Below are 13,138 nucleotides of genomic sequence, written 5' to 3' on the forward strand. Positions count from 1 at the left end.
TCCTGATATGTCCAAAGTTGCCTGGTGAATCAGGTGATGCTGGAAATTTTACCCTGTTATTTTGAGTTTTTCTTCATATGCTTTGCATGATGTCCCATTCATTTATTTATGCGAAGAACTATTTCGCAACTGTGGCTATTGCCTCTGGTATTTGGTGTGAACTATGAAATTCGGGAAAAGTCATCTGCTGCTGCTTTGTATCACTGCCTTTTTTGCCATGGCAGGCGGTGCAATCCTTGCTCCTGTTTTGCCTGATATGGTGGCGCCTCTTGATACAACATCCCATGAAATAGGGCTTGTTATTTCAGTTTATACCATCTCTACCGCAATTTTCACTCTTGTAATTGGCCATTTTGTAGACCGGCTGGATCGGAAAAAAGTACTGGTGCCCTGCCTTTTAATATATGGTTTAATGGGTCTGGCAAGTTTTTTTGCCACTAATTTGCAAACCCTTCTGATCCTGAGACTTTTGCAGGGTACGGGAGTGGCCGGAATGATGTCGCTTGCAATGTTGATTATCGGAGAAGCTTATTCTGGTAGTGAACGTTTACACGCAATGGGTCGGGTCAGTACGACGATAGCGATTGGTATAATTGCGGCTCCTCTTATTGGAGGAGGTCTGGCAATTGCCGGATGGAATTATCCATTCCTGTTCTATGCTCTTTCCCTGCCCTTTGCATTAATTATGTTCTTTCATCTTCCCGAAACCAGGCCCCAAAATCTGGAAATCAATAAAAGAGGTTTACTGGATGCATTTGGTGCAATGAGGGATTTCCGTGTGGCCTACACAATATTTCTGGTGTTTGTGACATTTTTCCTGCTGTATTCAGTAGTAGTTTATGTGCCGTTTATGCTTAAGGAATATTTCGGATATACTGCAGATAAATCCGGAATTGTACTCGCTTTTCAGGGAATTGCCGTTATTATTGTGGCTTCAAATGTACGCAAGATAGCTGCAAGGTTTGAGATGATTTCAATGATAGGTATTGGCTTTTTCCTTGTAAGTGTTGCTATATTGTTGTTGACACAGGTGGACTCTGTACTCTCTGTCATTGCCCTTATGTTTATTTTTGGCTGCGGGTATGGCCTTTCCCAGACGGTTATAGACGGGATGATCGTTCACATATCCCCTCCTCAGGTAAGAGGGGGCGTACTTTCCATTCATAATTCCACAAAATATGTGGGAATGAGTTTGTCTCCTGCATTGATGGGGATGGTTTATTTTTATTTTGGACTGCAGACTGTTTTCTTGCTTGCAGGTTTATTGGCTTTGTTGGCCGGGATTTCTGTTTATATGGTGAAGGGATGGTTTGTTGATGTCTGAATTAAGTTAGGTTTGACAGTACAAACGGATATAAGCTCGTTATATTTATCAATTCAGTGGATTATTTATTAGATCGATGTGCTCTGTATTTTGCACTATCTTTTGGGGAATATTAATGGAGGCCGATACAGCACAGAAGAAACTGGCAGTACTTATCGATGCTGATAATGCACAACCTTCCATAGTGGAGGGACTTTTTTCGGAAATAGCCAAATACGGGATTGCAAGCGTAAAACGGATTTATGGTGACTGGACGCGTCCCAACCTTAAAAACTGGAAGGACAGTCTCCTGGAACACTCAATCCAGCCGATACAGCAATTCAGCTATACTTACGGGAAAAATGCTACCGATAGTTCCCTTATTATCGATGCGATGGACCTGCTTTATTCCGAATCCCTGGATGGTTTCTGTATTGTTTCTAGTGACAGCGATTTCACACGCCTTTCATCCCGGATCAGGGAATCGGGTCGCAAGGTATATGGTTTCGGAGAAATCAAGACTCCAAAACCCTTTATTGCGGCTTGTGACAAGTTCATATATACGGAAAACCTGCGTAAAGAGGAAGATGTAGTAGGCACAGTATCTGAGTCACCAATGCAGGCCCCGGGAAAATGGGATACCAACCGTCTCAAAGGCGACAGCAAGCTAGTTAAAATGCTAAGGGATGCTGTAGAAGATTCAGCTGAAGAAAGTGGCTGGGCTTTCCTGGGCAATGTGGGCAGCAATCTTGTGCAGAAACAGCCGGATTTTGATCCTCGCAATTATGGTTACAAGAAAATGTGGGACATTTTCCGGGCAATAGACCTTTTTGATATCGATGAAGTCCGGGCGGATAATTCCAGCAATAACCGGTTGATTTACGTGAAGGATAAGAAAAGTGATGGGAAGTGATTTTCCTTCACAATTGGTTTCCGGAATTGGCTTTAGATGTTTGATATGAATGTCTCGATTCTCTCAAGAGCTTCCTTAATGTCTTCTCTGGAGGCTGCATATGCACATCTTAGGTATCCATTTCCTGCCCTGCCGAATACATCACCGGGTATGGTAACAACCTGTTGCTGTTCAAGCAGTCTTTCAGCAAATTGTTCCGATGTCAGGCCTGTGGACGCAACTGATGGAAATGCGTAAAAAGCCCCGCCCGGATTGAAGCATTCCAGGCCTATATTATTGAATCCTTTGACAATAAGTCTGCGACGCCGGTTATATTCATTGACCATTTTCTCTACTTCTTCTTCACCATTCTTGAGGGCCTCTATAGCTCCTACCTGTGCGGTTATGGGGGCACAAAGCATGCTGTACTGGTGTATGCGCATCATGGCTGCTAACACCGGTGCAGGGGCAAGTGCATAGGCCATTCTAAAACCGGTCATCGAATATGCCTTGGAAAACCCATTGAGGACTATGGTGCGTTGCCTCATGCCATCCAGGGAGGCAAAACACGTATGCTGTGTGTCATAGGTCATCCTTTCATAGACTTCATCCGAGATGACCATTATATCATGTTCTTCCACAATGTCTGCGATGGGTTCCAGTTCCTTTTTATCCATCACGGCTCCGGTGGGATTGTTTGGATAATTGAGCAGGATGGCTTTGGTTTTCGGAGTGATTGCTTTTTTCAGATTTTCCGAAGTAAGCTTGAACTCGTCTTCCCTGCATGTTTGTACGGCAACCGGGTTTCCGCCTGCAAAAATGATTGCAGGTGCATAGGCAACGTAAGAGGGCTCCACAATTATGATCTCATCACCCGGGTCGGTAATGGCACGCACAGCCAAATCCAGTGCTTCACTTACTCCCGATGTCACCAGTATTTCGGATGTAGGGTCGTAGTATAATCCTTGCTTCTGGGTGTACATCCTGGATATTTCGTCCCTGAGTTCTACAAGTCCATAGTTGGATGTATAGGACGTTTCTCCCTGTTCCAGTGAATGAATGCAGGCTTCCCGGATGTGCCAGGGAGTAATATAATCGGGCTCTCCAACTCCGAGGGATATAATGTCCTCATTGTCGGAGACCATGTCAAAAAAGCGGCGGATCCCCGAAGGGGGTACTCTGTCCAGATAACTGGCTACAAAGCGTGAAGTGTCTGTCAGTTCTCATACCTCCTTTAGGGGGAAACCGGCAGACGTTTTACATGTTCGGGCTCTTCCATAATCAACCCGTCTTCTTTGTAGGTCTTGAGTACGAAATGGGTGGCGGTGTTATGCACCTGTTCCAGAGTGGCTATCTTTTCTGCAACAAAAAAAGCGACCTGCTTCATGGATTTGCCACGGACCGTAAGGGCTATGTCATGTTCTCCTGAAAGAAGTCTGACAGAACGCACTTCGGGGAAACGGTACAGCCTTTCTGCGATACCCTGGTATCCCTGTTTGCGTTCCAGTGTTACCTTCAGTTCAATGATCGCATAGACATAATCTTCCCCGGCAAGTTCCCAGTCAATCACTGTTTTATATTTGCGGATTATCTTTGCTTTTTCAAGCTGATGGATTCGCTTCTGGACTTCTTCCGGGGTCATGTCAACAAGGGCGGAGATGTCCTCATAGCTTGATCTGGCATCATTTTCCAGTATCTCCAATATGTCCCTTGTTTGCCTGTCCATGCTCTTTGAGCCACCTGTATTTTTGTTTATTTTGTAAGAATTGCGTTGACAACGCCATCCTGGCCCGGACGACTGGTGATCCTGGCATCTCCAAGTTCGGTCTTGATGATGCTTCCCTTTGTTAGTATGTTACGCCTGACGTAGTGCTCGTTGGCTTCATTGTCGGTAACATTCTCTATTGTGACTGCTGCTGTCTTGCCGGTAGAGGGATCGGTGACATTGGCAATTTTTTCCTGAAGGAGTTTTACTTTGTGGCAGCCGCCCCTTGTCTTTACGGATTTCCTTCTTGTTTCTGCGACATGTGTTTCTGCAGGTTCACTGCCGATTTCATATTTCCTCTTTCCGCGTGCTGTTTTTCTCTTGGCAGCTGTGGCCGTTCTCTTTGATCTTCCCTGGGATATCATGATTGGAACCTCTGTTTTGTGATTTAAGTATAATACTAAGCTTTGCTATTAGGAGAGTTCATTAATTGTAATATTGTATATGAACCTTTCGAATATAGACTTCTCACGGGTTTGGATAATCATAAATAATGCTTTTACTTATGATATTTATTATGCTTCGTGTAGTGTTCCTTGGTACCGGGGGAGCTCTCCCAACTGTGAACAGGAATCCCTCTTCCATTCTGGTCAACAGGGAGGGGGAGTTGCTCCTTTTTGATTGCGGGGAGGGGACCCAGCAGCAAATGATGCGTGCCAGGACTGGCATGATGTCCCTCTCTTCTATATTCATTACACATTTTCATGCAGATCATGTGCTGGGAATTCCTGGCCTTTTGCAAACTCTTTCTTTCCACGGCAGGGATGCTCCACTGACTATATATGGTCCTGCCTGGGTGGAACAATTTGTAAAATTGGTATCACTACTTGGCTACTGCCGATTGAATTTTGAGATTAAAGCAGTACCTCTCGAAGCCGGGGACACTGTCCAACGGGAAGGTTATGTGATTAATGCAATTGCAAGTGAGCACAGTGTTCCTTCTCTTGCCTATTCTCTTGTGGAAAATGACCGCCCGGGCAAATTTGACCGCCGTCATGCTGAAGAGCTGGGTGTACCCGTAGGCCCCCTTTTTTCCCGTCTCCAGAAAGGTGAATCTGTAGAAGTAAATGGCAGGGTCATCTATCCCAATGAAGTAATAGGTCCTTCCCGTAAGGGGCGCAAACTCATCTATACCGGTGATACTCGCCCGTGTGAGGCAATTATTAAAGCAAGTAAAAACGCTGATGTCTTAATTCATGATGGGACACTTGCACAGGAAAAAGCAGATTGGGCCTGTGAATCACTGCATTCTACAGCAAAAGAGGCCGCAGACGTGGCACAAAAAGCAGAGGTACAGCGGCTCATCCTGACCCATATCAGCTCGAGGTATACTGACGATTCTTCAGTACTTCTGGAGGAGGCAAAAGAAGTTTTCGAAAATACCTGTGTGGCAGATGACCTGATGGAATTTGAAGTTCCCTATGGGAAACAATGAGTGAAGCACTCACGTGCCTTTAAATGAAGGTCCAATCGATTTTCTCATCATTTTTGTTGTAAAGGGTAACTTCGGCCTGCATCTCTTCCATCTGGCTGGGTAATTCCCTGACTCCCAGGTAGAGGGTATCCCCGGGTTTCAAATCCCTCTTAGGATCAGTGCGGGCAAAATAAACATTCCCTCCACTTTTTATCTCTTTGACCATCACTCCTTTCCATTTCAGGTTGTTTATTATGTTGACAACTTTGCACTCGAACCTGTCTGATTCTTCTATTTCTGTCACTTTGTCACCTCTTTTCAGGCGTAAAGGTGGGTATTTGTTTCCTTTTTCTGCAACCCGGATGCAGCTTTTTCAAAATAATGTGCTTCAACTTTTTCCATGTCGTCCATTATTGCATGGTGAAGGGCACTTTTGAGGACTTTTTCCACAATGTCTCTTCCTGAAAGGCCGTTGGTCAGTTTTGCAAGTTCACCTACGTTAGCTTCAGCTTTTATGGGGAATGTCTGTAGATTGAGTTCGATTATTTCTTTTCTTTCCTCTTTGCCAGGAAGTACAAACTCGATCTCCTCTTCAAAACGGCTTCTTACTGCGCCGTCAAGTACTGCTGTCCTGTTTGTGGCACAGATGGTGCACACTCCATCTCTCTGGCTGATACCGTCCATTTCGGTTAGCAGGGCGTTGACGATTTCGGCTACATCGCCCCTGAGTTCCTGGTATCGCCTATCAAGGGCAATGGCATCCAGTTCGTCTATGAAAATAATGCTGGGTGCAAGTTCGCCGGCTCTTTCATACAGCTGATGTATCTGGCGGGAGCCTTCTCCTACAAATTCTCCTATAAGTTGTGTGGCTTTGACCGGGAGGAATGCCACATCAGTTTTATTTGCAAGGGCTTTTGCGACCATGGTTTTCCCTGTACCTGATGGTCCATGGAACAGGATGTTGCGAGGTGCCCATTTGCCAAATCTTTCCGGCTCTTCCAAATATCTCTCGATGAGCTTGCATTTGCGTTTTGCTTTAACCTGTCCGACGATATCATCAAATGCAACTTCCACGGGATATTCAATATCCGTTTTTTCCTTCTCTTCCTGATTCACTACAATTGTTGTGGACTGGCCTATTATTGTAGCTTCGGGCCTTACTTCCTGGATTCTGTACGCAAAATCAGGGAACATTCTGTGATCAAAGAGGTAATCGTTTTTTCGGGCAATGTAACCATTCCATTGCATTCTCGCATAACATTCGAAAAGTTCGGGTTCTTCGATGCGTGGATATTCTTCAATAATTCCACAGAGGGGGTAACCAATAGGTTGCAAAATTACAATTTCTGCAGTAGATTCTTTTGCCTCGATTGCTTCCTGGGGTATTTTTTTCAGACTGGGACGTTGTGCGGATCTTGCCATATTTTCTCCTTTAGGTCATATGGGTCGTGTTGCAGTATTAAAGTTTATCCATAAGATTTTACTGTAAAATTAAATTTTAGATGGTCGGTTGAAGAAAGTAATAACTTTCTGCCACTTTCGGATGTATTATTACTGCTTTATATTGATTAGATGGATGAACTTATATGTATTCTCTTTCTTTGTATACTAATTTATTTGGTTATATTTATATCAGATAATTTTTCTATATATTCATCCATGAAACCCATATCCAGGTATCTATGTATGTCAGTCGCCGTATTATTTATTATTTTGACTTGCAGTATTGTAGTTTCTGCTTCCGGCGACCCTCTCAGGATAGGAGTGCTTGCAAACAGGGGAGATGAAGCTGCAATGGAGAGGTGGGGTCCTACTATAGATTATCTGGATGCTGGTTTTCCGGAAAAGGATGTAGTGCTTGTCCCTATGGATTTTGAACAGATGACTTCTGAAGTAGCTAATGAACAAATTGATTTCCTTATCACAAACCCTTTGGTATATGTTGAGCTGGAAGTCGATCACAATGTACAGAGAATAGCAACTTTGAAAGAATCCTGGGGAGGCCGCTCATACACTGTCTTTGGTTCAGTCATCTTCACTAAAAACGACAGGATCAATGTGAATTCTCTTAATGACGTTGAAAGTTTATCGGTAATGGCAGTTAACGAACATTCCTTTGGGGGTTGGTGGATGGCTGCGAGAGAATTTAATGATGCAGGATTGGATATAGATGCCATGGATGTCACTTATGGGGGTACAGAGGACAAAGTGGTAGAAGCAGTGCTTTCTGGGGGGGTTGATGTGGGGATCGTTAGTACCGGGATCCTTGAATCGATGAAAAAGGAAGGCAAGATTTCTTTTGTTGATATCAAGTGCTTGAACGTGGATCATTCTCCTGGTTTACATGAGGGAGATAATTTTGATTCTTCTTTCTTACAGAAGCACAGCACCCGTCTATATCCACAGTGGGCTTTTTCCCGCAGTTCTCATGTATCTGAGGATGTAGCCGAAAAAATGCTTGCGAACCTGCTTCAATTGCCTCGTTTTTCGGAAGCTACCATAAAAGGTGGATATGCAGGCTGGACTGTTCCTCTGGATTATGGCTCGGTCCATGACTCTATGAAAGAATTAAAATTAGGGCCATATGAAAACTATGGTGAAGTCGCTCTTTCCGATGTGATTTACCAGTATTGGTATGTCTTTCTTTTGATGGGTATCACAATAGTTACTCTTGGTGGGGCCAGTCAGGCTATTAACAGTAAGAACCATAATTTACAGGTGGAAATCTATCAGAGAGATCGTGCAGAAAAAGAAAAACAGGAACGTGATAAACAACTTGAATTGATCATATCTAATTTTCCCAATGGAATAGTTGTCCTGCATGACAGTGATTTGAGATATATTTCAATAGGGGGTAAAATGATTGATAGATTCAAGTTCGATAAAGATAATTTCGTAGGTAAGTTGCCTGAAGACGTATTGCCTGCAGATATGGTTGAAACTCTTCGTCCTCATTTATATGCTGCTCTGGATGGGGAAACTCGCAATTTTGAATTCACTATAGAAGGCTACCGGGTCGAAGAAACCCTTCTCCCCCTTGAAAAATCCAATGGGGATCTTGTAATTGTGGGTGTAATCTATAATATGACAGAGCGAAAAAATATCGAAGAAGCTCTCAACAATGCAAAAATGGCTGCAGAACAGGCTAATCGGTCCAAGAGTGAATTTCTGGCAAATATGAGTCATGAATTGAGAACTCCTTTAAATTCAGTGATTGGATTTTCCGATATCCTGCTGGAAGAAGTAAGGGGTGAACTCAATGATCCCCAGAAGAAATATGTTTCCAACATTGCCAAAAGTGGCAAACATCTCTTAAACTTGATCAATGACATTCTCGATCTTTCAAAAGTGGAAGCCGGTAAGATGGAGCTTGAATGTGAGGTTTTCTCTTTAAATGAGGCTTCCAGAGAAGTGGTGGAACTTGTTATGCCTCTTGGAAATAAGAAATCCCTTTCTCTTTCAGTTGAACATAATTATACTGAAGAGATATGTGCTGATAAGGGAAAATTCAAGCAGGTACTTTACAATCTCCTCAGCAATGCAATAAAATTTACACCCGAAGGGGGAAAGGTGCGTTTATTTTCCCATGTGGAAAACGATTTGTTGCATGTTTCGGTATCAGATACTGGTGTAGGAATCTCTGAAAAAGCTCAAGGTACTTTATTCGATGCCTTTACCCAGGAAGACACATCTTCTTCACGTAATTATGAAGGGACAGGTCTTGGTTTATCTCTTGTAAAAAGATTTGTGAATATGCATGGTGGTGATGTATGGGTGAAAAGCAAAAAGGGAGAAGGCAGTACTTTTACTTTTACGATTCCTTTAAACCAAGTTTCCTGTGAAGCTAATCATGAAGAAACCGGTGAATCAGACGAAGACCAATATGTTATTGATTCTAGTACAAATACCTCTGAAAACACCGATATTGATCCATTTCCGCTTTTGGAAAAACCTCTGAATTCGAGCAATAAGGAACCTATTGTAATGGTAGTTGAGGACGACTATTCATCACGGAATTTGCTTGTTTCAACTGTTGTCAATGCCGGTTACAGGGCATTGCCCCTCTCTCGTGGGTATCTTGTATCCCGCTATGTGGAGGTTGTAAAACCTTTCGCGATATTGCTTGATATCATGATGCCGGGGATGAATGGGTGGGACGTTTTGGGCAAACTGAAAAAAAGTTCTGATACTGCCGGTATTCCGGTAATTATAGTTTCTGTCCTTAATGCCAATGCAATTAAAAAAGAGTATGCCATATCCGCTTATATTTCCAAACCCATTGACAGGGAACGGTTATTGACGGTACTGGATGGTCTTGAAAGTTCCTCGAGCTCTCCTTCCTCAATACTTGTTGTGGACGATGATCCATCTGCAGTAGAAATGCTCAAATCTTCCCTTGACATTGAGGGGTATAATGTGATACGTGCCTATGGTGGCCAGGAGGCTATCGATAAAACATTTTCTTATTCTCCTGATCTAATTATCCTGGATTTGATGATGCCAATTACAAGTGGATTTGACGTTATGGCAGCTTTGAGGGAAAACAGTGATACTGCAGACCTCCCTATAATTATTCATACAGCCAAAGATCTTGAAAAGAAAGCTGTTTTTGAAGGCAATGTAGTTTCAATTCTCCAGAAAGGCGCCTTTACTCGCAATCATCTGATCGAAATAATAAACCACCTTGATTCAAAGAAAAGTCATGGCGAGTCTGCTAGCAATGATTAATTTGGCTTATGGGTTTGTATGAATCAATCCTGAATTTCTATATAATGAGTTGTATTAAAAAATTCAGGGTTTATAAGTTGTATGCCTATTACTATATATATATGGAAACATACTAGACAATAGCTTTTCAATTTAAGTTGTGATCAAATCAGTCAGGTATTTTCCGGGAAAGGGAAATATATCGATATTTATAAAATCATATTTGGAGGTATTAAAGAATGGCCACAATTCTGGTAGTTGAAGACAACCCAATGAACATGGAACTTACAGTGGACTTGCTTGAGTCTTACGGATATGAAGTAATGCAGGCAGAAGACGGTTCAAAGGCTCTTGATGTTGTAGAAAATAATATTTTTGATCTCATCTTACTTGATATGCAGCTGCCCAAAATGGATGGGCTTGAAGTTCTGGAAAAATTCAGAGAGATTGAAAACGCAAAAGATACTCCTGTAGTTGCATTGACAGCACATGCAATGAGGGGCGATGATAAGAAATTTATTAATGCAGGATGTGCGGGTTATATATCCAAACCAATCGACATACATGATTTCCAACAAACTATTTCATCGTATGTCGAAAATTAATTATAACTATTCCTGAATTTCATTGGCGGATTAAAAAAGTTTTCTGCAAGGGCCTGACTCTTGCATTCATTACAATATAATTTCTGCATATAATCTCTTCTAATAGATATCTGGCACTTTTTGCCAGGATATTTTATTATATTTCATACACAGTGGTCTTGTTTTTTCTGTATCCCAATAGTTTTAATATATATGTGGCCTATCAAATGAGAGAATTAGCAGCATTTGAGGCAGGATCCATGGAACTTGATGAGAGAATTATTACCCGAGCGATAGTTGAAGAATTTACCAATGTTTTTCTGGACTATACTGATGTTGATGTGGCCCTTGTAGGTGGAGGCCCGGCAAACCTTGTTGCTGCACGTTATCTTGCAGAAGCAGGATTAAAGACTGTGCTTTTTGAGAAGAAACTATCTGTAGGAGGCGGTATGTGGGGCGGTGGCATGATGTTCCCGCGTATTGTGGTCCAGGAAGAAGCGCGCAGGATACTTGATGATTTTGATGTGCCTTATCATGAGTATGAAGAAGGTTACTATGTGGCAAACTCGGTTGGTACTGTAGGTAAACTCATAAGTGCAGCGGTTTCTGCCGGAGTTGAAATATTCAATCTGGTAAGTTTTGAAGATGTTATGATACGGGATAATGATGAGGTATGCGGGCTTGTTATTAACTGGACAGCAGTTGAAATAGGCCGGCTTCATGTTGATCCTCTCACAATCCGTTCTCGCTTGGTACTTGACGGAACCGGCCATGAGGCTACTGTCTGCAATACTGTGCAGCGCAAAATTCCCGGAGCTTTTGGTGGCAAGGAGGTAGTGGGTGAAAAACCAATGTGGGCTGATAATGGTGAGCGTCTTGTAATGGAAAATACCCGGGAGGTTTATCCTGGTTTGATAGTTACAGGAATGGCTGCCAATGCAGTTGCAGGTTCTCCCCGGATGGGTCCGGTTTTTGGAGGTATGCTTCTCTCAGGTGAAAAGGCCGCACAGCTTGCAATTTCCCTTCTGAAAGATTGATCTGGAGAAAAGTTTATTTAAGAGAAATACATGTATAGGATGCCCTCGCGTAGGGCATTCTCAATATGCCGGGGTAGGGTAGCGGTTATCCTGTAGCCCTGTGGAGGCTACGATCTGAGTTCGATTCTCGGTCCCGGCCCCATTTTCTTTAATTTTCGCAGGATTTTTTAATGTTTTTAAATGCATTAATTGTTTATTTCGAATTCAGGATAGATTTCAGAATTATCCATTAATTCTTCGTAAGCATCGTGCCTGGGGCTTATTATTACAATATGGGCTGGTGGATGTATCTTCCTCAGTTTGTTTATCGCAGAGCCGGCATTATTTTCCAGACCCACAAGTGCTGCAAACTTACAATTTGAACGCAAGGGTACTCCCACGACCTTTACAAGAAGAGTATCTGCATAGTTTGGTTCGATACGTTTTGGACAGGAACTGAATTTCATGCTCCCGTATTGCTGCAAATCGTGCAGCGCAATCCTGACTTTGTTTTTGTCTTCTCCCCTGATTACCGCAAAGGATTTCATACAAACCCCCCGTTGAAGGCTTTGTAATTAATTAAATCATACAACTATATCAATTTTTGTATCGTTTCAGGAAAGGTAGGGGAATTATTTCCCCATTTCACGGGAGCGTTTTGCAGAAGCCATCACTGCATCTGTGAAAGCCGCCCTTACTCCGTTTTTCTCAAGTGCATGAACACCATGAATGGTTGTCCCTGCAGGAGAGGTCACCATGTCCTTGAGCTCTGCTGGATGTTTTTTTGTTTCAAGGACCATCTTTGCTGCGCCTAGTACTGTCTGAGCTGCCAGTTTTTGTGCACTTTCCCTGTCAAGTCCTTCAAGCACACCACCGTCTGCCATGGCCTCGATTATTGGGAAAATATATGCGGGACCACTCCCGGAAACTCCTGTAACCGCATCCATGAGATGTTCATGAACAAGGGCAGCAGAACCCATGCTTGAAAATATTTCCATTGCAACTTCAGCATCTTCTGCGGATGCATTTTTCCCCGCACTGACTGCAGAGGCCGCTTCACCGACGGTTGCTGCAATGTTTGGCATCACACGAATTACTCTTGTATCTTCATGCAACTCCTCTTCAATAGTGGATGCAGGAACTCCTGCTGCAATTGAAATTATGAGTTTGTTTTCATTGATATGGTCTGCAAAACCTCTCAGTACATTGCGCAGTATCTGGGGCTTGACCGCAAGAATGATGAGGTCTGAATTATCCACTGTGTCAAAATTGTCTGTTGATACGTTAATTCCAAGTTCACTTTTAAGTGCCTGCAGTGCAGGTTCATAAACATCGCTGGCATAGATATTTGCAGGCTTTGCTTTTCCTGCACGTATTATGCCTCTAAGCAGGCTTTGCCCCATCTTGCCGGTCCCTATTATGCCGACTTTCTTATTTTCGAGGTGCATCATATCACT

At 42.9% G+C, this 13,138-nt stretch carries 13 protein-coding genes and 1 tRNA gene; 7 read left to right on the plus strand and 7 right to left on the minus strand.

What is annotated here, in order from left to right; translation table 11 throughout:
* The first annotated feature begins 163 nt into the window (after positions 1-163).
* Both BKM01_RS06355 and BKM01_RS06360 read left to right on the plus strand, forming a co-directional pair.
* On the plus strand, positions 164-1,324 hold the full coding sequence (locus BKM01_RS06355) for an MFS transporter (protein ID WP_072358817.1): 1,161 nt from the start codon (positions 164-166) through the stop codon (positions 1,322-1,324).
* Between the two features lie 115 nt (positions 1,325-1,439).
* Positions 1,440-2,216: an NYN domain-containing protein gene (locus tag BKM01_RS06360; protein ID WP_072358819.1), complete on the plus strand. Its 777-nt coding sequence runs from the start codon at positions 1,440-1,442 to the stop codon at positions 2,214-2,216.
* 32 nt (positions 2,217-2,248) lie between these two features.
* On the opposite strand, the gene BKM01_RS06365 is transcribed toward BKM01_RS06360, so the two are convergent.
* The 3 genes from BKM01_RS06365 to BKM01_RS06375 form a co-directional block, all read right to left on the minus strand.
* Positions 2,249-3,340: an aminotransferase class I/II-fold pyridoxal phosphate-dependent enzyme gene (locus tag BKM01_RS06365; protein WP_233125577.1), complete on the minus strand. Its 1,092-nt coding sequence runs from the start codon at positions 3,338-3,340 to the stop codon at positions 2,249-2,251.
* 89 nt (positions 3,341-3,429) lie between these two features.
* Entirely contained in the window at positions 3,430-3,921 is a 492-nt protein-coding gene (locus tag BKM01_RS06370; protein ID WP_072358823.1) for an Lrp/AsnC family transcriptional regulator, read from the minus strand.
* A 26-nt stretch (positions 3,922-3,947) separates the two neighbouring features.
* Positions 3,948-4,325, minus strand: a complete 378-nt coding sequence (locus tag BKM01_RS06375; protein WP_072358825.1) for a 30S ribosomal protein S8e — start codon at positions 4,323-4,325, stop codon at positions 3,948-3,950.
* Between the two features lie 152 nt (positions 4,326-4,477).
* On the opposite strand from BKM01_RS06375, the gene BKM01_RS06380 reads away from it, so the two are divergent.
* Positions 4,478-5,395, plus strand: coding sequence for a ribonuclease Z (locus tag BKM01_RS06380; protein WP_072359597.1), 918 nt, complete (start codon positions 4,478-4,480; stop codon positions 5,393-5,395).
* 19 nt (positions 5,396-5,414) lie between these two features.
* Here BKM01_RS06380 and BKM01_RS06385 read toward each other — a convergent pair whose 3' ends face one another.
* Both BKM01_RS06385 and BKM01_RS06390 read right to left on the minus strand, forming a co-directional pair.
* Positions 5,415-5,678, minus strand: a complete 264-nt coding sequence (locus tag BKM01_RS06385; protein ID WP_072358827.1) for a hypothetical protein — start codon at positions 5,676-5,678, stop codon at positions 5,415-5,417.
* 14 nt (positions 5,679-5,692) lie between these two features.
* Positions 5,693-6,796: an AAA family ATPase gene (locus BKM01_RS06390; protein ID WP_072358829.1), complete on the minus strand. Its 1,104-nt coding sequence runs from the start codon at positions 6,794-6,796 to the stop codon at positions 5,693-5,695.
* Between the two features lie 291 nt (positions 6,797-7,087).
* On the opposite strand from BKM01_RS06390, the gene BKM01_RS06395 reads away from it, so the two are divergent.
* From BKM01_RS06395 to BKM01_RS06410, 4 genes are all read left to right on the plus strand, one after another.
* A complete protein-coding gene (locus BKM01_RS06395) occupies positions 7,088-10,102 on the plus strand; it encodes a response regulator (RefSeq protein ID WP_158008566.1) in 3,015 nt (1,004 codons plus the stop codon).
* A gap of 218 nt (positions 10,103-10,320) precedes the next feature.
* Complete coding sequence (locus BKM01_RS06400; protein ID WP_072358833.1) at positions 10,321-10,686, plus strand: response regulator; 366 nt, start codon at positions 10,321-10,323, stop codon at positions 10,684-10,686.
* A gap of 239 nt (positions 10,687-10,925) precedes the next feature.
* Positions 10,926-11,702 (plus strand): sulfide-dependent adenosine diphosphate thiazole synthase, encoded by a 777-nt coding sequence (locus BKM01_RS06405; RefSeq protein ID WP_072359599.1) that lies wholly within the window; start codon positions 10,926-10,928, stop codon positions 11,700-11,702.
* Between the two features lie 67 nt (positions 11,703-11,769).
* A tRNA-His gene (locus tag BKM01_RS06410) sits at positions 11,770-11,844 on the plus strand.
* Between the two features lie 43 nt (positions 11,845-11,887).
* On the opposite strand, the gene BKM01_RS06415 is transcribed toward BKM01_RS06410, so the two are convergent.
* Positions 11,888-12,229, minus strand: coding sequence for a DUF356 domain-containing protein (locus BKM01_RS06415; protein WP_013036774.1), 342 nt, complete (start codon positions 12,227-12,229; stop codon positions 11,888-11,890).
* Positions 12,230-12,313: 84 nt separating this feature from the next.
* Complete coding sequence (proC, locus tag BKM01_RS06420; protein WP_072358834.1) at positions 12,314-13,129, minus strand: pyrroline-5-carboxylate reductase; 816 nt, start codon at positions 13,127-13,129, stop codon at positions 12,314-12,316.
* Positions 13,130-13,138: the final 9 nt, after the last annotated feature.

Source organism: Methanohalophilus portucalensis, from assembly GCF_002761295.1.
GTDB classification, from domain to species: Archaea; Halobacteriota; Methanosarcinia; order Methanosarcinales; family Methanosarcinaceae; genus Methanohalophilus; species Methanohalophilus portucalensis.